We start from the raw sequence: 22,724 nt of genomic DNA, 5'->3' as shown, positions 1-22,724 counted from the left end.
CGCGTCAATTTTTTCCATTTTTATAACAATAATGCGGAAAAACTTCGCAGGCAAACGACTTTAAGTTTAAAGTGTGACAAAGAGAACATTAATTAGCGCCGGAGCCGCTCAATCCCTTTTAACAAATGGTTTTATCCCCGATTTTTTTTTATATTGTTCAACAACTTATTTTCCCGATTGCAAATATGAAAGACGCCAAAATATTAATAGCCGACGACGACGAAACTTTGTGTTACCTTCTGAAAGAAGAGCTGGTAAACGAAGGCTATCGCGTCGACGTCGTATACGACGGCAAGTTTGCCATCGAGAAACTCAAATCGATTCCTTACGACATCATCCTGCTCGACCTCGAAATGAAAGAAGTCCACGGCGAAACCGTGCTCGAATACGTAATGGAAAATCATCCCTCCACGCAGATAATCGTATTGACGGCTAAATCCGACGTGCGTACGGCTATCGACTGCATCAAAAAAGGCGCATACGATTTCATTACCAAACCGTACGAATTCGGTCAGCTCTGCGTTACTATCGAACGAGCCATGGAGCATAAAGATTTAATTGTCAAAAACAAAATCCTGTCTTCGAAAGTCAGTCAGGCATACGCCGGTTCGATCGTAGGCGAAAGCGAAGCCATCAAAGACGTAATCCGCCTTGCCGAAAAAGCCGCCCGCTCGGATTCAAATATATTGCTCGAAGGCGAAACGGGGACGGGTAAGGAATTGTTCGCCGAGTTTATACATAAAAATTCCGAAAGAGCTTCCAAACCGTTCGTAGCAATCAATTGCGCGTCGCTGCCCGACCAGTTGATCGAAAGCGAATTGTTCGGCTACGAAAAAGGCGCTTTTACGGACGCCAAAACTTCCAAACAGGGACTGGTCGAAATTGCCGACGGAGGCACTCTATTTCTCGACGAAATCGGGGAATTGAGTCTTACGCTTCAACCCAAACTGCTGAGATTCCTCGAAAACGGCGAGTTCAGAAGAATCGGCGGCGTTTCGAATCTGAAATCGAACGTGCGCGTTATCGGCGCTACGAACAAAAATTTGATGGAAGAAGCGGAAAATAAAAATTTCCGGCGCGACCTCCTTTTCAGACTCAATGTTATTACTCTTACGATTCCCCCTCTGCGCGAACGACAGAACGACGTTCTTCTGCTGGCGGAATATTTCTTGAGAAAGAAATCGCCCGTCAGATCGATCAAAAAATTATCCGACAACGCGCGGAAAGCGCTCCTCCGGTATAATTTTCCGGGCAACGTGCGCGAACTCGAACATATGATCGAAAGAGCAATCATCTTTTCGGAAGGCAACGTTATCGAGCCGAAGGATTTGAACATACCGAAAGACGATTTCGACTTCAGTAAATTTTCGGAAGACGACGGCGACTTTCCTACGCTCGAAGAACTCGAAAAAATCCATATCAAAAAAGCGTTGGACAAATTCCAGTGGAACCGGGAAAATACCGCCCGGGCGCTCGGAATAAGCCAGAAAACGCTCTACTCGAAGATTATCAAGTACAAACTGAAATAAAATGGCTAATCAAAATTTATCGGCGGCGCGCCTTTCGCACGACCTGAATAATATTATCACACGCATTTTGAACAGCCTCGAAGCGCTTAAAAAGAAAGTAGCCAATTACGACGAAGTGGCGCCGATAATTAACAGTATCGAGAACAGCGCGTTTATGGCCGCCGAAATAATGGAAGACATTCAAGCCGAATCGAAAGGGAAACCGCATCGCAAAAAGAAAATCGACGTCAATAAATTAATCGAAGTCCTTGTTTCAACCGTAAGCCTCAGCCTTAAAAACAAAATAAAATTCAATCTCAAACTTCAGCCCGATCTCTATCCCCTGGAAGGGCGTTATTCCGATTTCTACAGAATTTTGCTGAACCTGATCGTAAATGCGGTCGAAGCAATCGGCAATCGGGGCGCCGTTACCATTGCCACTTCGAATATCGGAATGACAGACCGCGCGGGTTCGTCCGATTTGTTCGACACGCAGCCTTATGTGCAAATCAAAATATCGGACAACGGCGCGGGCATTGATCCCGAAATAATTCCTTTTATTTTCGACGAGAATTTTTCGACCAAGTCGAAAGTCAAAAACAGGGGCTTCGGCTTGGCAATCGTCAAGCAAATAGTGGATAATTACGAAGGCACAATCAAAGTGTCGAGCGAGAAAGGGAAAGGAAGCGAATTTTTGATTGCATTTCCTTCCTCCGGTCATTCGAAAACAAAAACTTCAGCGAAAGAAAAGCATATACTGCTTGTCGAAGACGAGGACGTTCTACTGGAATTGTTGAGCGAGCTGCTCGAGTCGTACGGTTATAAAATAACCGCCGCTTCGGACGGCAAGGGTTTGTTCAAGAAATACGATCCCAACAATCCGCCCGACCTTCTGATAATCGACCAGCGACTGCCCGATATCGACGGCATAGAATGCGTAAGAAAATTAAGAACGATGAACAAAACCGTTCCGGTCATTCTTGCCTCCGGCTCTCAAACGGATTACAGCGCGGATCCGGACATTAACGAAATCGTCAACCAAACGATTCACAAGCCCTATAACTTCGAGGAAATTCTTTCAATGGTAAGAGAGTTAATCGGTTAGTTTTCCGTCTCGCCCGATTCGAGGTCGATTATATTCAGATCGTTTACGTAAGGCGTAATAACGGGTTTTTTAATCGAACCGAGCTTTTCGAGAACTGCGATTATATCCCGCGCGGCGTTTTCGATAAATTCAATCCTTTTAAGAACCGCTTCCCTCGAAAAATTTTCTTTCGACATCTCGCGCCTTATGGCGGCAGTGGAAAGATTAATCAACGTCAGCGGCTGTTTGATTTCGTGATTTGCCGTAACAACGGTAGCCGCGTAAGTTTTGATTTTTTCGATTTCAATAAGGAATTTGTTGGTTTCGCTGAAACGGAGCGCCGATTTTATACGCGCAACAAGTTCGGTGCGGTTGAACGGCTTTTTGATATAATCGAAGGCTCCCGCCTGCAAACCTTCTTTAAGGTTCTCCGCTTCGGTAAGCGCGGTCAACAAAATTATGGGTATCTGTTTCGTCTCTTCGTTGTTCGTAAGAGTTTTGCACACTTCGTAGCCCGAAATTCCCGGCATCATAATATCGAGCAGAATCAAATCGGGCTTTTCTTCGATCGCCTTCTTGATGCCCATATTTCCGTCGTAAGCTTTTATTACTTCGAAACCTTCCTGTTCGAGCCTGTCCTGCAGCAGGAACACATTATCGGGATAATCGTCGATTACGAGAATCTTTTTCATTTAACGCTCTTGCTTTGAAGAATGGTTTTCATTTTAGCCGAAAGCAACGAAAATTCGACCGGTTTTGTAATCAGGTCGTCGAAGCCGTTTTTTTCGATTACTTCTTTGTTTTCGAGCATGGCGTAGGCGGTAAGAGCAATCACGGGAATCGAAGCCGTTCTGCTCTCGGCTCTGATCTTTTTAATCGTTTCGAAACCGTCCATCATCGGCATCATTATATCGAGGAAAATCAAATCGGGTTCCACATGATTCAGCGTTAAAAGGCATTCCATTCCGTTGTGAGCGAAGATGGCGTTGCATCCGAGCTGCTTGACGAATTCCCCGATTGTAAAAAGCGCGTCCTGATCGTCGTCTACGATCAATACCGTCGGTTTGATTTCTTTAACCGGAATTTGATCGACCGCTTTTTCGGCGTCATCCGTTTCGATCAGTTTTTCCTTGAGCTGTTCGTTGTCGATTTTAATTCTGTCGCGGATTACTTTGAGAATATCGAGAGGATGATTTTTTTCTCTGAGAGCGACCGAATTCATTACGCGCGACAATTCGCCCGGATTCAGCTTTTCAAGATCCTCGGGAAGCACGAATACGATAATCGTATTGCGCGTAAAGGCGTTTTGCCGAATCATTGCGGCGAACAATATTGCGTCTGTAACGAAAGATTCTACGTCGATAAAAAATATCTGAGTAGAATTAAAATCGAGAGCGCCCATTGCCGCCTCGAGGTTCGATTTGTATTCGATTTCCGGAAAGCCTTCGTTTTTCAATTTGTCGAATACTTCTTTCTTTTTATCCACCCAGATAAGAGCGTCGTTTTTTTTGCCGAGATAATTTTCAATTTCCTGGGTCAATTTTTTCAGCGACGCAGCCGATACCGGTTTAACCGTAAAATCGAATATGTTTGGTATCCAGCCTACTTTTTGGTCTTCCAGCACCGTAAGGATTATAACGGGAATGTTTCCGTATTCACCAGTCTTCAATTTGAAAAGCGCTTCCCATTCCTTGCCGCGGTCGTCGATGTTGCCGATTATAAACAGGTCGGGAGCGCGCTCCGTCTTCAGTTCGGACAAATTCCCGGTATTGATATCATTCACGTCGTAATCATACGACGTAAGGTAATCCGCAATTAATTTATAGGTGTTTTTATTGGTTGTTATTATCACGGCGCATTTTTTACGGATTTCTTCCCCCTGTTTTACGGGCTCGGCTTCCGATTCTATTATGTCGATTAATACGTCCTTAAGAAGGAAGGAAAAACGCGAGCCTTCGCCGGTTTTCGATTCGAGTTCGATTTCCGAATCCATCAATTCCAGAAAATGTTTCGCGATCGAGAGACCGAGACCGGCTCCGCCGTATTTACGCGACGCGCCGGCGTCGATTCTGCCGAACTCTTCGAATATCCTTCCCTTGTTTTCTTCCGGAATGCCTATGCCCGTATCTTCCACTTCAAAATAGAGCGAGGTTTCGCCGGTCTGTTCCACTTTCAGTTTAACATATCCCTTTTCGGTAAATTTAAATGCATTGACCAATAAATTCGAAAGGATCTGTTCGAGTTTCGAACGGTCCGTCTCCACAATAAAATCGACGTTTTCAGGAAAGTCAACAATAAATTTGAGATTTTTTTCGTCCGCTATCTGTTCGACCTCGATAAGGATATCGTCTATTAATTCCGACAATAAAAATCTCTCTTTGTTCAATTCCAGTTTGCCGGCGTCAACTTTGGAAAAATCGAGGATGTTATTAATCAGTCTCAAAAGTTTTCTGCCGTTTCTCAAAATCACCTTTAATTTTTTGCCGCTCTTTTCCGAATGAATTTCTTTTAACATCAATTCCGTCAGTCCGAGTATCGAAATCAGCGGCGTTCTCAATTCGTGGGACATGTTGGCAAGAAAGCGCGATTTAATGTCGGAAAGTTCGACGGCTTTTTTTCTTTCCTTTTCCAGTTCTTCGGCTTTTTGCTTTAATTCCAGATGAAGCTGTTTCAATTCTTTGTTTTGCGATTGATATTCTTCGTTAAGGCGTCTCAACTCGCCGACAATATTTTCGAGCTGTTGTAAAGAGCGTGCGTTTACCAGCCCGATTGCAAGCTGTTCCTGAATATTATTCAGATAAATTTTAATGTCTTTTTCCGGCAATTTTTCCGACGCCAGTTCCAATACGGCGACTGTCTTATCGTTATAAATTATCGGGTATAAGAGCAGATAACGAATTTTGATGGCGCTTAGTCCGGTTTTAATTTCGGGATGATTTTCATCGAACGTAAGTTCAACGGTTTCGCCTTTCTCAATTGTTTGATTGAGATAGGCGGCGGGCTTTTCGATCGAATCCTTGTCGATTCCGTAAGAGGCTCCGACGACCAATTTGTTTTTATCGACTATATGTATTACTCCGAAACCGATTTGAGTCGTTTTGATAATTTTATTCAACGCTGCGTCGCATATTTCATCGAGCGTGGGATTACGGTTTATCAGTTTAATAAATTCGGTGTATTCCCTCTCGGCGTTTTCTTTTTCGTTTATCACGTCGAGCATTTTATTGAAAGCCTCGCCGAGTTTTCCGATTTCGTCTTTAGTAATAATGCGCGCTCTGTGATTTAAATCCCCTCGCGCCGTAATCTCGGCGGCTTCGTCGAGTATCGATATCTGCTTTCTGAATTTATAAGTAAAAATAAGAACGATAATGAACGTGAAGGCGCCGCCCGATACGACAATCAGAATCACGACGTTCTTTAGCGTATTTCTGAAATTCACTCCTTCTTCGAAAGTGTCGAATGTAAGAAATGAAAATTTTCCGGAAGGAGTAATAATTTGTCTGGGAGCGTAAATCGAAGCGCTGAAATCGATCTCGTCCGATTCTTCGCTGAAAATATCGTAGTTGTTTTTGTATTTGAGATTTTCGACGGCTTTGTCGAGATAGCTCATAATATTCTTGTTCTTCGAGGAATTCGACGCTTCCATAACTCTATTATTGACCACGAGCGCCACTTCCGACCGGATTTTTTCGCTTATTTTATTCAGGAAGTCCGAATCGATTACCGTTCCGTAATAATAAATCTTATTATCCGGTGCGTTCCAATAACCAAGGACAATTCCCGGATTGTTATTTATAAATTCTTTGAAATCCAGGCGGCTCAAATTCAAGCCGGCATTTTTCTTAACTTTGAGCGATTGCAGATCGATTACGGAATTATCTTTCAAGGTAAAAATGAAATCGACGTCGAGCGAGTCGATATTATACGAATTACCGTTGCCTGCAATTCGTTTTACGTCGTATTCGTTTTGTTGTAAATAATTCTCGAACAGGAACGCGAGATCGTTGGTTGAATTCAGAATAAGCTGCGATTTAAAGCGCGTAAAAAGCCTGTCTGTCAGCGAGTAATAAATAGTTGAAGTAGCGGCAATAGTAATAAGCGCTATTACAAGCGATATTAATATCAGCTTGGCATTTAGTTTCATCTTTTCCCGACATAATTAATGTGTCGCCGTATTATTTATCTTTGTTCTCTTTATCCCGCTGGGATTCCTGCATATACTGCCGCATTTCTTCGGCGTTCTTTTTCATTTGCTCTTTCAAAACGCCTTTGCCTTTTTTGTCGGCTATTCTGTCTTTAAGCGACGGCAATATATCGGCTTTAATTAGCATGATAATTTCTTTAGTGGCTATTGATTTCTGGTCGTATCCGAAAATATATCTCAGTCCCAGAACCCACCAGGGCAGATCTTTCAAAATCGGCACGCCGCGCCTGTCGGAAGTTTCTTCGTTGACGTAGAGTCCTCCGATTGCGGTTTCTTCGCCGTCGAGCAGAAGGACGCTTGTTTCGGCGGTGGTCTTTCGTATCTCGGTTGTAATTGTTCCCGGATTCGCCGAGCTTCTTTCGACTTTTAGTTTAAGATAAACATAGTCGATACCGTCTTCGGTATAAATATAAGGAGTAACTTCGATTATCGTGCCGGTAGAATAGAATCGGTCGATTATATTTCCGGCAAAGTCGCGCTCTTTAATCGATATATCCGAGCCGACCTGGGTTCTGCCCTTAACTCCGTTGACCGTGCTTACCGTCGGGCGCGAAATAATTTTTCCGAGATTTTCGGTTTCGAAGAAACGGAATAATGCTGTAGCGTCGCCATCGAATTCTCCCATTGTAAATTGAGAGCTCGTTTCCACGCCGAATTCGGGCGGCTGTTGCTGCACCTGATTTGTCGTGGAGGTTTGTTGTTGTTCCTCCTGCAGCGTAACGAGTTTACTTCCGATCGAGAGCCCGCTTCGCGAAAGGAGAAACTCCCAATTAATACCGCGTTCTCTCATTTCGGCTACATTACCTTCAAAGAGGAGCGCTGAAATTTTAACTTCGCGTTCGTCGACCGGCGCATAGATCTCTTTTGAAAGTTCGGCTTTCGAGTCGTCTTTTCTTTTAACGATTATCGTCGATTCGGTTTCCTCGTACATCAAATTATTGTACTGAACGATTATCAACAAGGCTTTTTTGTATTGAATGTTTTTCAATTCTATACCGATCGGTTGATTGATATCGACTGTCGATACGATTTTTTTGCCCGTTATTTTCTGACTTACCGCGCTCAGCACTTCGATTGCCTGATTGAAAGTAATATTTTCGGAAAGCGTTACCAGTTCTTCCGGATTGACATAGCCTTTCAATTTTTCCTGAAGGTCCGCTTGAGCGTTCAGCAACGAGGCAATTAATAAGACCGATATAAAAATTAACCTTTTCATTTTATTTACTCTTTTTATTTTCTTTTTCGAGTTTGAGAGTAACCGTTTCGACAATGCCTCCTTTATTCAGAAGGAAATCGACCTGATTGTTGTCGTAATCGATTTTAGTCAAATATCCGAGATAGACCCTGTCGCCTTCCCATAGAAGATACGTATTGCCGTTGGCGTCGGAAAGGAATGCGCCGTCGGGTATGAGCGCCAGCAGCGACGCTGTTTGAACGTCCAGAAGTCCTTCCACATTCGGCGGAATTTCATTGCGTATTAACGGATAGAAAACGTCGTATATCGGATTTGACGTCAGCCGGTTTTCCTTATAATCTTTCACATAAAACCGATCGTCGTTGGAAAAATAAACCATCGCAGTAAATTTAAACGAGACCAGATAATGCGGAACGCCGTCTTCGTCCACCTGTACGTTGTTTGCCATATTAAGATCGCCGATTTTCTTCAACATCTTGCTCTCTTCGATTGCATAAATCAGTCGATTCAAATCATTGAAATCGGCAACCCCGCTCAATTTATAAACATAATAATTCAGCTGCGCGCCCGTTTCGGTTCTGTCGTATTCGATATTCACATAGGAGTAAGGCGAAAATGTGAACGAAACTCTGTTGACAAAATCATAGAAATCGGATTGCGGCAGGTTAAACGGAACGTTATATTTTCTGTTCGACAAAATCGAGTCGAGTTTTGCAACTCTGTCCCTCAAAAGAATAAGCTGCTGTTCCAGAGTTTCGGTGTCGAGCTGGAACAAAGTCATATCTTTAATTTTTTTCTGTCTGTCTTCTATTTTGCCTTTAAGATAGACATAATTAAAGAGAGCGCCGCCAATAACTATCAGCACAAGAATGATAAAAATTATCACCGTATTTTTGACTTTGGCGCTCATTGAACGTCGCTCTGCTTTTCGTTGAGTTTCAGGTTAATTATATATGAGAAAGCCGTCTTTTCGCGTATTGTTTCCGAATTAATGCTTTTGACAACCGCGGCCGGATAATTTCTGGCAAATTCCGTAAGCACGCTTCTCGAGAGCGAAAAACCGTAAATGATAATATCGCCCGGATTGGGATTTTCGAATTTCGATATCCAGAAATTCCTTCGCCGCTCCATAAAGTCGGATATCGACGAAAGATTATCGCTCCAGATTCCCGCATCGACCGTAGCCGAATCGAGTATCGACTGAGTCGCGTCGAAGCTGTTAATTCTGTTTTGAAGCGGGGTTATTTCTTCAATCAACGCCTGATTTTGTATCTGCTTTTGATTCAGTCTGGCAATTTCCATGTCGAGTTCGTTGATCTTCTGCATATTCGACAAAATTTCGAATGTAAAGAAGAACGTAGCGCCGAACAACAGAGGCATCAACGCGTAACTGTGCCATCCGAACTGGAGGAATTTCTGATTCTCCTGAATGTAACGCGGCAGTATATTGACGCCTTTATGTTTTTTATCCAGCTCGTCGAAATATTCGACGCCCGCCGAAATCGGTATGGAGTAGAGAGCCAGGTCTCTTTGATTTTCTTCGCTCAATTCGGAAATGTCGATATCTTCGAATTTCATCTCGCTGACGTTGGCTTCCGGGAACGTGCCGTAAAAAGAAAGGATCAAATTTTCCGAACGGTCTTCGCCGCACAAAATTATATTGTCTAATTTGGAGATGCCGCCGTTTTCCATTTCGAGGAGTATCTTCGAAAAATAAACGTCGTAAGTATGCAAATTTGAAACGCCTACGTCAAGCGTGGCTCCGATATGTTTCAATTTATTTCCTTCGAGGAATATAAGCTTGCTCGTTTCCCTGCCGATATAAATTATAAGCGTATTGTCTTCCGGAAAAAAGTTTCCGTTTTTTGCCGCATAATAAGCCAGCGACAATTCAGCGGGTTTAATGGCGGGAATTTTCAGATAGCGACGTTTATTAAAATTAGCCAGCCGGTTAATGAGACTAACTGCGGGTATATCGCCTTCGAGAAAAACGCTAAGAATTGTTTTTTCGTCGAATTCTGTATAGCCGAGCATATCGGGCGTTACTTTGACGCCTTTTGAATCGTAGATGTCGGAAATAATTGCCTGTAATAATTTCTTCTTGTTTGCGTCGGCGGGCATTTCCGAGAAATGATAATTTGCCGTCGGTTCGCCGACTACGGGCATGAACTGAACCTGAGAAAGTTTAATGCCCGACAATATCGAATTCAATCGCGAGATATCCGACGCGTCGCCGCTTTCGCTCTCGCCTTCGGCTATGTTTTCCAATTCATCGAACGACAAATCGTTATCTGCGGCGGGAGTCTCCAGATCGAGCATGAAATTGTTCGAGCCGGCGTCGCCGGGCGCGGATACGGAGAGCGACAAAACCCGCAAAACCTTTACGGATTCTTTCTCCTTTTCGAGCAATGCCGCTTTTGCATTGTTCCCTTCCGTATAAACGCTTACAAGATATTTCATATTATCCCGCTTTTAGTAACTGCATAATGCGCGTTTTGTTATTTGCGTACGCGATAGCGTTCTCCTTCGAAATCTTTCGCTCGGTATAAAGTCTAATCAAATCCTGTTCCAGAGTAATCATGCCCTGTTGCGCGCCTTGATTTATCATCATGTAAATTTCGCTTGTATTGTTGTTTTTGATGGCGGCTTTAACGCTCGGAGTGACAATCAGCACTTCTTTAGCAAGGACGCGTTTGCCGTCGAGACTAGGCACGAGTTTTTGAGAGACCACGGATATCAAGACGTCCGCCAATCGGTTTCTGACGCGCTCCTGTTCGGAAGGATGAACTTCCGCTATTATGCGGTCGATCGATTCGACGGCCGAAGACGTATGCAGAGTCGAAAATACTTTATGACCCGTATCTGTAACTTCGAGCGCTGCCATGATCGTTTCCGGGTCTCGCATTTCGCCGATTACAATTATGTCGGGGTCCTGACGCAAAGCCTGAATAACTCCGTCCTTGAACGAGAGCACGTCCCTTCCGACTTCGCGGTGTTTTATAATTGATTTTTTGGATGTATGTACGTATTCCACCGGCGATGCGATAATCACAATGTGGCACGGATCGAATTGATTATGGTAATCGATAATGGCGTCGAGCGTGGTCGATTTACCCGAACCGGTGATACCGGTTACAAGCGAAAGCCCGAATTTTATATAATTATGGCTCATTGCTTTAACCGCGAGCGGATGGAACTCGAGCGAATTCAAAGGTCTCACTTTAGCCTGAATTGCGCGCATGTTCAATGCAAGCGTATCGAGGTCGAAATAAGCGTCGGCGCGAAACCGTACGTTAACATTTTCTTTTTCATAAAAGAAAGTATAACTGAAATCGAGATTCCGCTCGTTCAGAAGTATCTGACGCTGATTGGGATTCAACAACGACATTATCAGTACGCCGGCTTCGTCGGGATTCATCTGCGGCAGGTCTTCGACGCGTTCTTTATTGCCGAAGATTCTGAACCAGACGTAACCCTGGGTTCCGAAACCGCCGATTTCAACGTCGGAAGCCTGACGCTCAAGCATCAAAGAAAGAATGTGATTTGCATATTTGAGCAGAAGCAGTTTCTGCTCTTCGCTCAATTTATCGATATGATCGGCGATAAAACGCACCCTTTCCGGACCGAAATAAATTTCGGGTATCTTCGATACAAACGCCGATAATAATTGTTTAGCCTGTTCAGTCATAATTATTAAAATAAAGAAATTATTCTTATTAATCTTCCATTGTTGCGCCGATTACCTCCTGAATCGAGGTAAGGCCCAATCTTACTTTTTCGAAACCCGATTCGCGCAAACTCTTCGTACCGTCTTTGCGCGCCTGGTTTCTGATGGCTTCTTCGTCGACTTCCTCGCCGGAAGAAACGATTATTTTTCTTATTTCTTTTGTAAAATAGAGCGCTTCGTGTATGGCAAGACGTCCTTTATATCCCGTATTATTGCATTTTTCGCAGCCGACGGCTTCATAAATTTCGTATCCCTGCCATTCTTCCAAATTCAAACCCGAAGATTTGATATGTTCTTCAATATTATCCACTTTTCTTTTGCATGATTCGCACAGCCTTCTAATCAGACGCTGAGCGACGATAATATTAATTGCATATGCAATAAGGAACGGTTCAATTCCCATTTTATAAAGACGGGCAACGGCGCTCGGAGCGTCGTTTGTGTGAAGCGTTGAAAAAGTAAGGTGACCCGTATTAGCAAGTTTAATTGCCGTCTCGGCGGTTTCTTTATCGCGCATTTCGCCGACCAAAACGATATCCGGGTCGTGACGCAAAATAGCTCTGATTGCCTGTTCGAAATTCATTTTATGACCGATCTTAAGCTGACGCGCGCCTTCGATAACATATTCGACCGGATCTTCCACGGTAAGAACGTTTTTCGTCGGGTCGATTACCTGATACAAAGCGGCAATCAAAGTAGTCGATTTACCGCTTCCGGTAGGACCGGTAAGAATAACCATACCCTGCGGCTGCTTGATAGCTTTCTCGAAAGCCGTGCGCGCATAGCCGGTCAAACCTAATTTGCTCAAATCGCGTATAACTTTTCTGTCGTCGAGAATACGAATTACAATGCTTTCGAATTTATTTCTGAGTTCGGTACCCACAGTGGGCAATACGGAAACGCGAAATCGTATAATGTGTCCGTCGATTTCCCTTTGAATAAAACCGTCCTGCGCTTTTTCGCGTTCGAAGCGGTCGAGTCCCTTGGAACGGTCTTTAACAACTGCCATAACGGCTTCGGGCATCGTATTTTCCTGAACGTGCCACAATTGCAATTTGCCGTCGATTCTGAAATGGATTTCGGTTCGGGTAGCCGATTTGGGAATAATGTGAATATCGCTGACGCCTTTTCTTACGCCTTCGACCAAAGCGGCTTCGACCAGATTTATCAGCGCGCTTTTGTTTATTTCGGCGTCGAGTTCTTCTTCGTCGATGCTGGCTTCGTCCTGCGCCACCTGAAATTCTTCTTCGGCTTCCTGAATCATTTTAAGATATTCGTTTTCCGAAGTTATCAGCATATTGATCAATTTGTCGTAGTCCTTTTTGCGCAGGTAATTGATCTCGTATTTTTTGGCGTTGAGAGCGTATGCTATTTTGGGCAGGTTCCTGTCTGTCGGATCGACTGCGGCGAGTATGAGTTTATCTTTGATTTTTTCGTCGTATTTAAACGGAATAACGCGATGTTCCAGCAGAAGGCGCTTTACTTCGTCGCCCTGCTTGGTCATAATATTCTTAATTTCGTTGATCCGCTCTTCCGGCAGCTCTTCGGGTTTAATATTCAATTCCTTGAAAGCATAGAGGATAGCTACTTCGCGGAAAATCACATCGTGTTCAAAACCGAATTCCTCGACCAGTATCTGAGCGAGATTGCGTTTTTTCTGGAGCTGATCGGCTTCCTTTATTTTAAGCGCCTGCTCGAGTATGTTGGAATCGATTATACCTTTTTTCAGAAGGAGATAACCGATCTTGTCAGCCATTTCGAGTTGTGAATCCAACATAACCAAATACCTTTTTTATAAAATTATACGTTACCCCATCATCGGGGATTTCGGACTGATCGTCGCCGTTTCTGCGGAAATCAGCGTCAAAGCGATCATTACAATCATAATAATCATTGCAATTACCACCTGTATCAATTCGATGACGTTTTTTAGCCGGAATACGGTTTCGCTTTCGTAATAATTAGCAAGCTGCAGCGCCGTATTTTTAATAGTTCCGGTTTCCTCGCCGGAATGGAAACGCGATATCGCCGTATCTGTAAAAACACCGCTCGCCTGAAAAGCTTCCGTAACTCCGATGCCTTTTTTAATCATCAAGGGTATAGCCACGTTTTTTATCTGATGTTCAAAATACGAATTCCCCGTGGCTTCCGCAGCAATTCTTATCGGTTCGATACTTTCGGCAGAGCCGCTGTAGAGCGTATAAAATACGCGGCAGAATACTTCGATCGAAGTTTTATGAATCAAAGAACCGATAATAGGTATCTTGTACATCAGCCTGTCGACAATCATTTTGCCTTTCTTGCTTTTGGCAAACTGCCACAAAAAAATGGGCGGCAGAACCGACGCCAGAGTTACCCATAATACATTATCGATTAAAAACTCGCTTAATTTAAGAGTTGCGGCTGTAAGAGGCGGTAAATCGATCTTAAATTTCACAAAAAGCTTGGCGGTCTCAGGAAAAATATACCCGACATAAAACAAAACAGCCAGAAAAAGGACAAATAATGTAACCAGCGGAGTGATGAGAGCGCTTCTCAAATTTTTACGAAATTCCTGCTGGCGCTCGAGGAATTTGGCGGTGGCTTTATAAATTTCCGCCATATTGCCGCTTTTGGATGCCAGTCCGAGCATATAAGCCGTAAACTTGCCGAATATCGACTGGTATCTTAAAAAAGTGGTTTGGCTGTCTGCGCCTTTTTTCAATTCGTTGTTAATTTGTTTTAGGGTCTCTCTGAGTGTTTTGTTTTCAATGTCGTTTATAAGGAGCGTAAGTATTTCGCTGTAAGGCAGTTTTTGTTCGAGCAGTTCGGCTGAAATCTTAACAAAAGAAACGATATCCTGTTGAGGCGGTTTGAAATTGAGTTCAAGTAATTTTTTATTAACCGATATTACGTCGTAACCCAATTTTTGGAGAGCGTTTACTACTTCTTCTTTCGAAAAAGCTCTCTGTTCGCCCGTAATCGGTTTTTCGTTGCCGCGTCTTATTTTATATATATAAGAATTTTTTTTCTGGATCGAGCGGATTTTAAGATTATGCTTTTCGGCCAGTTTATGGATTTTCTTTTTAGCCTCGCCGTAGGAAGGCTCGTTTAAAGTGCCCGTAATCGCCTGTCCGTTCGGTTTGATTGCGCTGAATCTGACTTCGATCATGAGAATTTTTCCGCTCTTTTAATAACAAGAATGCCGGTAAAACAATAATAAATTGTTTTACCAGCATTTTCAATAATTCTAAAAAATCAGTTGTTAATGGTCGTCGAGGTTATGTCATTTGGACCGACCACCATAGTCACTTTAACTTTATTCGTTCCGTCATTGCCGGTCTCAGTACCTGTGCCTACTAAAGTAACTGATTGAGCGGCTACAGTGGCAGTATAAGTTCCATTTCCGGTCGTATCGAGCTGAGCCGGAATTGTCCAGCCGGTAAAGGTATTTCCGCCGCCGCCGAGCGCTGTCGGTTTACGATAGTATTGCTGAGCCAGAGAAGCAAGGTTTGTCAGGTCGGCAATAACAGCGTCTCTGTTAGCCTGTGTGCTGCTTGCCGTAAATACGTTAATACCGACGACTACGGCAATACCTACGATAATAACGCCTAGAACGATAAGTAATAATTGTTGTTGACCCATAACTTACTCCTGTTAATTTGTTTGTGTTATGTTAATTAGTAAAGGACAATATTTCAGAAAAATTTATCAATAATCTTTAATTAATTACAATGGTTTTAAAAGAAGTAGCTCCGACCGATATTCTTACTTTTACAGAGTCGTTACCCGTAACCACCTCATTTCCCGTGCCAATAATTACAACGCTGTCCTGTCCGATTGTTTCAATCCGATAATTGCCATTAGCGGTTAATTTAAGCTCTTCCGGAATAGACCAACCGACGAATGACCTCGCTCCGCCGCCCAAAGCCCGCGGTTTCAGGTAATATTGTTGCGCCATAGCGGCAAGATTTACCAGTTCATTTGTAACGTTGTTTCTTTTGGCTTCGATGGCATTCGCTCTGAAAAGGTTTATGCCCATAAAAATTGCTAATCCTACAATTATAATTCCGAGTACTATTAATAGCAGTTGTTGCTGTCCCACTTAAAAAGCCCCGATATTTTTTACTTGTTATTATCGGCTGTTACTACCTGAATCTTTAACAAATACCGCACCAATTTTTAATCGGTAATAATTTCCGATAATATCCAATGGAATATAAGAAAGGGCGGAAATAAAGCAAAGTTTTTTCTTCGAACGGAGAAGTATTTTAATATAGAGTTGTAAAAATTACATGTAAATGTTTGTCGCTATTATTGGTTTATCGTCATACTCAGAGTAACTCAGAAATAATTACACTACGGTGGGATTCAGAATGACAAAATAGTACTAATTTTAATCCTCGCATTTAGAACGACAAACGCTATAAAGTGTCATTCTGAGGAGTCCCGACATAGACGGGACGACGAAGAATCCGAGTGACTATTTTGATATACTTAACTAACCAGGAGAAACTTCCCCCGCTGGCGGGACGAAGTAATTTCACCGGCATGCATTTGAGTTTGCTTCGTCGCTCGCTTAGCTCGATCCTCGCAAAGACGGGGTTTTATTCAGATTTGCTTTCCCCGTATTCTGCGGAGTCGTACAGACTTCCATTCGCTATTCGTCATTACGAGCCCGCTTACAACGGGGCGAAGTAATCTACAGTGACATTAATTAGCGTTTGCTTCCCCCGCATTCTGCGGGGTCGCAAAGACAAGGGCGTTTGTAGCGCGGTAGTGCGGGCGCTAGGAGTGTAGACGTGCCGGCGTTCTATGTTGTATAACATTGAACGATAAACCACGAACTCCCAAACGACGAACCCCAAAACCATCCGCAATCACGCACAGGAAAATCGCGAATTTAAATTAGCTCACTTTCTCACGCGGATATGAAGTTCCGTCAATTGAGCGTCGTCTACAAACGAAGGGGCGTCGTCCATAAGCGAAATTCCGCTCGATGTTTTCGGAAACGCTATCACGTCTCTTATCGAAGATTTACCTGCAAAGAGCATTACAAGCCTGTCGAATCCGAATGCGATTCCTCCGTGCGGCGGAGCGCCGTATTTGAAAGCGTTCATCAGGAATCCGAATTTTTCCCTGGCTTCCTCGTCGCTTATGCCGAGCGTTTTGAACATTTTTGCCTGCAGGTCGGAACTGTGAATACGAATACTGCCGCCGGCAATTTCGTTTCCGTCGAGCACGAGGTCGTACGCGCGCGCTTTAACCTGAGACGGATCGGTATCCATCAAAGGTATATCTTCTATTCTCGGGGAAGTAAAAGGATGGTGCATTGCATAATAACGCTTGGTTTCGTCGTCCCATTCGAACAGCGGAAAATCCGTAACCCAGAGCAATGCGTGTTTATCGTTCTTTTCGAGGAGATTCATTCTTCTTGCCATTTCGAGGCGAAGCGTACCCATAATCGACAATGTTTTCAAACGCGGACCGGTCAATAAGAGCAGCAGGTCGCCCGGCTTGGCTTCCATTTTACTTACAAGATTCGATTTTTCTTCGTCGCTCAAAAATTTGGCTATAGGAGCTTCGAGTTCATTATCTTTTACGCGCATCCATATCAAGCCGCCGGCTCCCAATTTTTTTGCATAATCGGTCAAACCGTCGAGTTGATTTCTTGTATATTCACCGCAGCCTTCGGCTTTCAAACCCGTAATAATACCTTCTTTCTGAATCGATTCTTTAAATACGCGAAACTCCGAATTTTTGAACACTTCGTTTAACGTAACCATCTCGAGTCCGAACCTGAGGTCGGGTTTGTCGCTGCCGTATTTTTCCATCGCTTCGTCGAAAGTAAGTCGGGGTATCGGAGTACTTAATTCAATGCCCCAGATATCTTTGAAAAATTCTTTCATCAAACCTTCGGCTACAGCAAGAACGTCTTCCACATCCGCGAACGACATTTCAACGTCAATCTGAGTAAATTCATACTGTCTGTCGGCTCTCAGATCTTCGTCGCGGAAGCAACGAACGATCTGGAAATATCTGTCGTAGCCGGAGACCATCAAAATCTGTTTGTATGTTTGAGGCGATTGCGGCAATGCATAAAATTTTCCTTTATGAAGTCTGCTGGGCACAAGAAAATCCCGCGCTCCTTCGGGAGTCGATTTCATTAAAAACGGAGTCTCAATTTCCACAAAGTTATTCGAATCGAAATATTTTCTGGTTATCTGGTACATCTTATGGCGGAGAAGGAGACTTTTTTGCATTACGGGTCTGCGTAAATCCAGATATCTGTATTTCAATCTTATATCCTCGCTGACGTCGATATCGTCTTCGATCTGGAAAGGCGGAGTTTCGGCGGAATTAAGAATAACAAGTTTGTCGACCATCACGTCGATCATACCGGTTTCGAGCGCCGGATTTTCGGTTCCTTCGGGTCTTTTTCTAACCAAACCTTCGATCGAGATCACGTATTCGCTTCTTAATTTTTTTGCTATTTCATGCGCTTCGGAGTTATATCCGGGTTCGAAAACCACTTGAGTAATTCCGTAGCGGTCGCGGAGTTCAATAAAAATAACGCCGCCCAAATCGCGTCGCGTTGCAACCCAGCCGTTGAGAACGACTCTTTCTCCGATATTGGATTCTCTTAATTCTCCGCATGTATGCGTGCGTTTCTTAAATTCCATAACGCTGTTTTGTCTCCTTAACTTCCTAAAAAATTACGGCAAAAATAACTAAATATTAATGCTATTACAAATCGTATAACCGTTATCACGTAATTTTTGAAGAAAATTAAATTAATAGCAATTATTTCTTTATATTTGAACTAAAAAAATTTCGGTGTAATAATGAAGCATAAAATCGTGGGCAAACAGAAAAATTCAAAGTTATGCTTTGTGTGCGGTATGAAAAACGATCTGGGACTAAAAGCGCATTTTTACGTTACCGAAGGTCAGGAATTGATTGCTTTATTCAAGCCGTGCGAAGAGCATCAGAGTTATCCCGGCAGACTACACGGCGGCGTAGCCAGCGCGGTTCTGGACGAAACCATCGGAAGGGCTATCCTGAATAAATACGACACTGAAGTTTGGGGCGTGACGATTGAACTCAACGTTAAATTCAAAAAGCCGATTCCTTTAAACGAAGAATTGAAAGTAGTCGGCAGAATAACAAAAGAAAACAACCGAATTTTCGAAGGCACGGGAGAAATTTATTTGCAAAACGGCGAAACGGCGGCTACGGCTTACGGCAAATATTTCAAAGTTCCGCTCGAAAGAATTGCCGATTTCGATCCGGAAGAAAACGAATGGAAGATAATAGAAAAAGAAGACGATCCCGATGAAATTGAAATTTGATTAAGGATTCGTCGAATGTTTATATAATTTTCTTCAATCGCGGAAACCGATAGATAATAAACGAGAAAATCAAAAGCAGAATTATTCCGTTAATCTGTACGGCTGTCGGTATTCCCACCAGCTCGGCTTCGCTTCCGATTAAAAGTGAACCCAGCGGGGCAAAGGCTAAAAACGAAAAAGTATAAAGACTCATTATACGTCCGCGAAACTTTTCTTCCACGAGCGTTTGAATGAGACCGTTACAAAGATTGTATATTACAATCATTAAGCCGCCCAGCAGCGCCAGCAACAGCAACGTAATGACAAACGACCTGTTGAATGAAAAAACGATAATTACAATCGGAACCGCCAGCGCGGCATAGGATAGAATCCTTCCTCTTACGACGTATTTATTTACGGTTGCAATTATTAACGCAAAGGTTACGGCTCCCACTCCCCTGGCAGATTGCATAAATCCGTTTGTGGTTGCGTCGCCATTTAGAATATTTACCGCCCATGCAGGAAATATAGTAACAAGAGAAATTCCGAACAGACTGATGGTAATTACAATCAAGACAAAAGCCATTATGGTCTTTTGAGCAAACAAATATCCGAATCCTTCTTTAATATCCTTAAACACCGAGTTGCGCTCTTTTGCTTTTTCTATCGGCTTAACATTCATACGCAATAGCCCGATCAAAACAGCCATAAAGGAGACGGTATTAATTACAAAACATGCCGCCGGACCGAGCAGAGCATAGATTATTCCTCCCAATGCGGGACCGATAGAAGTTGCCGTGTTAAACATTGTAGAATTGAGAGCGATTGCGTTAACCATATCCTCGCGCGGGACCATTTCGTTTACAAAAGCATGACGAGCCGGAGCGTCAAATGTATTCATCGTGCCCATTCCGGCAGATATAAGTAAAATATGCCAGCTTTCAATAATTCCCGAAATTGTAAGAAGCGAAAGAATCAATGACAGAAACATCATACCAGATTGAGTATAAATAAGGATTTTTCTTCTGTCGAAACGGTCTGCGACAACGCCCGCATAAAAAGTTAAAATCCATGCGGGTATTCCTCCTGCAAATCCTACATATCCCAGAAACGCCGGCGATTTCGTCAGTTCATATACAAAGAATGCGAGCGCCGTGTTCTGCATCCACGAACCGAACAACGAAATCATTTGCCCCCAGAACCAGATTCTGTAATTTCTGTGCCGGAGAGCGGCAAATGTATTTTTCAGCCGGAAATTGTTTTTTATGGAGGGCAAAATTCTCCTGGCGCTGCCGTCTTCCGGCGGTATTATTGGATATTCCGTTTTACTTTCAGACATACTATAATATTCTTAAAAGAAAACGTAAAAATAATAAATTGCAGGGAGAGATGGTTGGGAAGGTAGGGATTAGGTGCCAGGGATTAGGGATTAGGAGTTTCGGGGTTCTTAGTTTGGGAGTTCAACGTTCGTTGTGTAATCAGGGATCAGGGATTAGGAGTTTTTGGGTTCGTCGTTTGGGAGTTCGTGGTTTATCGTTCAATGTTACACAACATAGAACGCCGGCACGTCTACACTAAGAACCTGCCTACCGGTAGGCAGGCGCCCGCACTTCAGCGCTACAAACGCCCTTGTCTTTGCGACCCCGCAGAATGCGGGGGAAGCAAACGCTAATTAATGTCACTATAGATTACTTCGCCCCGTTGTAAACGGGGCTCGTAATGACAAATAGCGAAAGGAAGTCTGTACGACTCCGCAGAATGCAGGGAATGCAAATCTGAATAAAACCCGTCTTTGCGAGGAGCGAGCGACGAAGCAAACTCAAATGCATGCCGGTGAAATTACTTCGTCCCGCCAGCGGGGGAAGCATCTCCTGGTTAGTTAAGTATATCAAAATAGTCACTCGGATTCTTCGTCGTCCCGTCTACGCCGGGACTCCTCAGAATGACACTTTATAGCGTTTGTCGTTCTAAATGTGAGGATTAAAATTAGTACTATTTTGTCATTCTGAATCCCGTCGCAGACGGGTGAAGAATCTCTGACATACAGATTCGTCGATACCGCCTCTGTCGAATTCCCCGGAGTTAGGGATTAGGGATTAGGGATCAGGGATTAGTGATCTGTCATACTGACCCCGCAGAATGCGGGGGAAGTATCTCAGGAATCTGGCATACGGATTCCTCGTCGTTCCGTCTACGTCGGATCTCCTCAGAAAGACAAATTACAGCGTTTGCAGTATTCAATACAATGGTGAAAGGAAAATTAATACTATATGTCTTTCTGAATCCGCTATCGGCGGGTAAAGAATCTCAAAAAAGATATGCGCATTAATAAAAAATACAAACAGATTTTTCGTCATCCCGTCAGTAGCGGGATTCCTCAAAATGACCGTATCAATTTTTGTTTTTGTGAGTTTGCTAATATATTGTAAAATAAATGATGTTCAATTCATGAATCCTTTATTATAAATAACCCCGGCTTGAAAACCGGGGCAGCGAATGTAATCTCTGAAAATTTTTACAAATTATAAAATCACTTCAACAGACGGGCGACGTCTTTAGCGAAATAAGTAAGTATCATATCGGCGCCGGCGCGTTTGATCGCGATCAAAGATTCGAGCATTACCCTTTGTTCGTCGAGCCAGCCGTTTTTTCCTGCGGCTTTAATCATCGAATATTCGCCGCTCACCTGGTAAGCCGCCGTCGGCATTCCGAATTTTTCTTTAACGCGCCATATAATGTCGAGATACGCGCCTGCGGGCTTAACCATTATGATATCCGCTCCTTCTTCGATATCGGTTTCCGCTTCTCTTAGAGCTTCGAGCGCATTAGCCACGTCCATCTGATGCGATCTCCTGTCGCCGAATGCCGGAGCGGATTCGGCGGCGTCTCTGAATGGTCCGTAAAATCCCGAAGCGTATTTAACCGCATAACTCATAATCGGAATTTCAGTAAAACCGTTCTCGTCGAGTATTTTTCTGATAGCGGCCACTCTGCCGTCCATCATATCGGAAGGAGCTACAATATCGGCTCCCGCCTGAACGTGCGTCAGAGCTTCTCTGGCTAACAGTTCAACGGTTTCGTCATTGAGAATCTTTTCGCCGTCAAGCAGTCCGCAATGTCCGTGAGAAGTATACTCGCACAGACATACGTCGGTAATCACCAGAAGGTTTTTAACTTCTTTTTTAATTGCCCGGACGGCGCGTTGAATAATGCCTTCGGGATTGTACGCGTCCAAACCTTTTTCGTCTTTATGTTCCGGAATGCCAAATAAAATTACAGCAGGCACGCCCAGTTGTTCCAGTTCTTTGCATTCTTCAACAAGTATATCGATTGACATTTGATACACACCTGGCATTGAACCAATTTCTTTTTTAACCTTTTCGCCAGGCACTACAAACAAAGGATAAATCAAATCTTCTTTACTTATTTTGGTCTCGCGTACTAAATCCCTCACAATAGGATTGTATCTTAATCGTCTTAAACGTTTGATTGGGTAGGTAGCCATAACTTCTCCTTTTTGAATACAGCGTTAAAATATTCTAATTTTTTAACATAATTTAATATATGATGGTGTAAATTCATTTTTAGTTGAAAATAAAAAAGAGAGACTCCTGAAAAATTAGTAATTTTTGGTTTAGGCAACTAAAAAAACTAAAAGGAGTCTCTTATGCAAAATACAAATAATAGGAACAAAAA

The 22,724-nt window shown here is 43.2% G+C and carries 16 protein-coding genes; 3 read left to right on the top strand and 13 right to left on the bottom strand.

Going from position 1 to position 22,724, the window contains the following annotated elements; genetic code table 11:
- The first annotated feature begins 185 nt into the window (after positions 1–185).
- Positions 186–1,529 carry a sigma-54-dependent transcriptional regulator gene (locus ACOYVE_RS03160; RefSeq protein ID WP_041356225.1) on the top strand — a complete coding sequence of 448 codons (1,344 nt, stop codon included), beginning with the start codon at positions 186–188 and terminating at the stop codon, positions 1,527–1,529.
- A 1-nt stretch (position 1,530) separates the two neighbouring features.
- Entirely contained in the window at positions 1,531–2,613 is a 1,083-nt protein-coding gene (locus ACOYVE_RS03155; protein ID WP_422880750.1) for a hybrid sensor histidine kinase/response regulator, read from the top strand.
- On the opposite strand, the gene ACOYVE_RS03150 is transcribed toward ACOYVE_RS03155, so the two are convergent.
- The 11 genes from ACOYVE_RS03150 to aspS form a co-directional block, all read right to left on the bottom strand.
- On the bottom strand, positions 2,610–3,284 hold the full coding sequence (locus ACOYVE_RS03150; protein ID WP_422880749.1) for a response regulator transcription factor: 675 nt from the start codon (positions 3,282–3,284) through the stop codon (positions 2,610–2,612). The two genes, ACOYVE_RS03155 and ACOYVE_RS03150, sit on opposite strands and share 4 nt — an antisense overlap.
- Positions 3,281–6,736, bottom strand: a complete 3,456-nt coding sequence (locus ACOYVE_RS03145) for an ATP-binding protein (protein ID WP_422880748.1) — start codon at positions 6,734–6,736, stop codon at positions 3,281–3,283. Before ACOYVE_RS03145 ends, ACOYVE_RS03150 begins: the two co-directional genes overlap by 4 nt.
- Before the next feature lie 31 nt (positions 6,737–6,767).
- Entirely contained in the window at positions 6,768–8,012 is a 1,245-nt protein-coding gene (locus ACOYVE_RS03140) for a type II secretion system protein GspD (RefSeq protein WP_422880747.1), read from the bottom strand.
- Position 8,013: 1 nt separating this feature from the next.
- Positions 8,014–8,901, bottom strand: a complete 888-nt coding sequence (locus ACOYVE_RS03135) for a hypothetical protein (RefSeq protein WP_422880746.1) — start codon at positions 8,899–8,901, stop codon at positions 8,014–8,016.
- On the bottom strand, positions 8,898–10,451 hold the full coding sequence (locus ACOYVE_RS03130; RefSeq protein WP_422880745.1) for a hypothetical protein: 1,554 nt from the start codon (positions 10,449–10,451) through the stop codon (positions 8,898–8,900). The genes ACOYVE_RS03135 and ACOYVE_RS03130 overlap by 4 nt, the downstream gene beginning before the upstream one ends.
- Position 10,452: 1 nt before the next feature.
- Positions 10,453–11,679 carry a type IV pilus twitching motility protein PilT gene (locus ACOYVE_RS03125; RefSeq protein ID WP_422880744.1) on the bottom strand — a complete coding sequence of 409 codons (1,227 nt, stop codon included), beginning with the start codon at positions 11,677–11,679 and terminating at the stop codon, positions 10,453–10,455.
- Between the two features lie 28 nt (positions 11,680–11,707).
- On the bottom strand, positions 11,708–13,495 hold the full coding sequence (locus ACOYVE_RS03120; RefSeq protein ID WP_422880743.1) for a GspE/PulE family protein: 1,788 nt from the start codon (positions 13,493–13,495) through the stop codon (positions 11,708–11,710).
- A 30-nt stretch (positions 13,496–13,525) separates the two neighbouring features.
- Entirely contained in the window at positions 13,526–14,869 is a 1,344-nt protein-coding gene (locus ACOYVE_RS03115) for a type II secretion system F family protein (protein ID WP_422880742.1), read from the bottom strand.
- Between the two features lie 86 nt (positions 14,870–14,955).
- The gene (locus ACOYVE_RS03110; RefSeq protein WP_014855279.1) at positions 14,956–15,342 is read right to left on the bottom strand and encodes a hypothetical protein; all 387 of its coding nucleotides are present in this window, start codon (positions 15,340–15,342) and stop codon (positions 14,956–14,958) included.
- A 76-nt stretch (positions 15,343–15,418) separates the two neighbouring features.
- Positions 15,419–15,802 (bottom strand): hypothetical protein, encoded by a 384-nt coding sequence (locus tag ACOYVE_RS03105; RefSeq protein WP_422880741.1) that lies wholly within the window; start codon positions 15,800–15,802, stop codon positions 15,419–15,421.
- A gap of 808 nt (positions 15,803–16,610) precedes the next feature.
- On the bottom strand, positions 16,611–18,380 hold the full coding sequence (gene aspS / locus ACOYVE_RS03100; RefSeq protein ID WP_422880740.1) for an aspartate--tRNA ligase: 1,770 nt from the start codon (positions 18,378–18,380) through the stop codon (positions 16,611–16,613).
- Between the two features lie 162 nt (positions 18,381–18,542).
- On the opposite strand from aspS, the gene ACOYVE_RS03095 reads away from it, so the two are divergent.
- Entirely contained in the window at positions 18,543–19,049 is a 507-nt protein-coding gene (locus ACOYVE_RS03095) for a PaaI family thioesterase (RefSeq protein ID WP_422880739.1), read from the top strand.
- A 19-nt stretch (positions 19,050–19,068) separates the two neighbouring features.
- On the opposite strand, the gene ACOYVE_RS03090 is transcribed toward ACOYVE_RS03095, so the two are convergent.
- Both ACOYVE_RS03090 and hemB read right to left on the bottom strand, forming a co-directional pair.
- The gene (locus ACOYVE_RS03090) at positions 19,069–20,367 is read right to left on the bottom strand and encodes an MFS transporter (RefSeq protein ID WP_422880738.1); all 1,299 of its coding nucleotides are present in this window, start codon (positions 20,365–20,367) and stop codon (positions 19,069–19,071) included.
- Between the two features lie 1,191 nt (positions 20,368–21,558).
- Positions 21,559–22,533, bottom strand: coding sequence for a porphobilinogen synthase (gene hemB / locus ACOYVE_RS03085; protein ID WP_422880737.1), 975 nt, complete (start codon positions 22,531–22,533; stop codon positions 21,559–21,561).
- Positions 22,534–22,724 lie beyond the last annotated feature (191 nt).

It is taken from the genome of Melioribacter sp. (assembly GCF_049325435.1).
In the GTDB taxonomy this organism is placed as follows: Bacteria; Bacteroidota; Ignavibacteria; order Ignavibacteriales; family Melioribacteraceae; genus Melioribacter; species Melioribacter roseus.
This window is presented reverse-complemented; position numbering and strand designations above follow the sequence as displayed.

Excerpts from the sequence above, each read along its gene's own strand:
- ACOYVE_RS03160 (WP_041356225.1), top strand. The coding sequence starts at position 186 with ATGAAAGACGCCAAAATATTAATAGCCGACGACGACGAAACTTTGTGT.
- ACOYVE_RS03155 (WP_422880750.1), top strand. The coding sequence starts at position 1,531 with ATGGCTAATCAAAATTTATCGGCGGCGCGCCTTTCGCACGACCTGAAT.
- ACOYVE_RS03150 (WP_422880749.1), bottom strand. The coding sequence starts at position 3,284 with ATGAAAAAGATTCTCGTAATCGACGATTATCCCGATAATGTGTTCCTG.
- ACOYVE_RS03145 (WP_422880748.1), bottom strand. The coding sequence starts at position 6,736 with ATGAAACTAAATGCCAAGCTGATATTAATATCGCTTGTAATAGCGCTT.
- ACOYVE_RS03140 (WP_422880747.1), bottom strand. The coding sequence starts at position 8,012 with ATGAAAAGGTTAATTTTTATATCGGTCTTATTAATTGCCTCGTTGCTG.
- ACOYVE_RS03135 (WP_422880746.1), bottom strand. The coding sequence starts at position 8,901 with ATGAGCGCCAAAGTCAAAAATACGGTGATAATTTTTATCATTCTTGTG.
- ACOYVE_RS03130 (WP_422880745.1), bottom strand. The coding sequence starts at position 10,451 with ATGAAATATCTTGTAAGCGTTTATACGGAAGGGAACAATGCAAAAGCG.
- ACOYVE_RS03125 (WP_422880744.1), bottom strand. The coding sequence starts at position 11,679 with ATGACTGAACAGGCTAAACAATTATTATCGGCGTTTGTATCGAAGATA.
- ACOYVE_RS03120 (WP_422880743.1), bottom strand. The coding sequence starts at position 13,495 with ATGTTGGATTCACAACTCGAAATGGCTGACAAGATCGGTTATCTCCTT.
- ACOYVE_RS03115 (WP_422880742.1), bottom strand. The coding sequence starts at position 14,869 with ATGATCGAAGTCAGATTCAGCGCAATCAAACCGAACGGACAGGCGATT.
- ACOYVE_RS03110 (WP_014855279.1), bottom strand. The coding sequence starts at position 15,342 with ATGGGTCAACAACAATTATTACTTATCGTTCTAGGCGTTATTATCGTA.
- aspS (WP_422880740.1), bottom strand. The coding sequence starts at position 18,380 with ATGGAATTTAAGAAACGCACGCATACATGCGGAGAATTAAGAGAATCC.
- ACOYVE_RS03095 (WP_422880739.1), top strand. The coding sequence starts at position 18,543 with ATGAAGCATAAAATCGTGGGCAAACAGAAAAATTCAAAGTTATGCTTT.
- ACOYVE_RS03090 (WP_422880738.1), bottom strand. The coding sequence starts at position 20,367 with ATGTCTGAAAGTAAAACGGAATATCCAATAATACCGCCGGAAGACGGC.
- hemB (WP_422880737.1), bottom strand. The coding sequence starts at position 22,533 with ATGGCTACCTACCCAATCAAACGTTTAAGACGATTAAGATACAATCCT.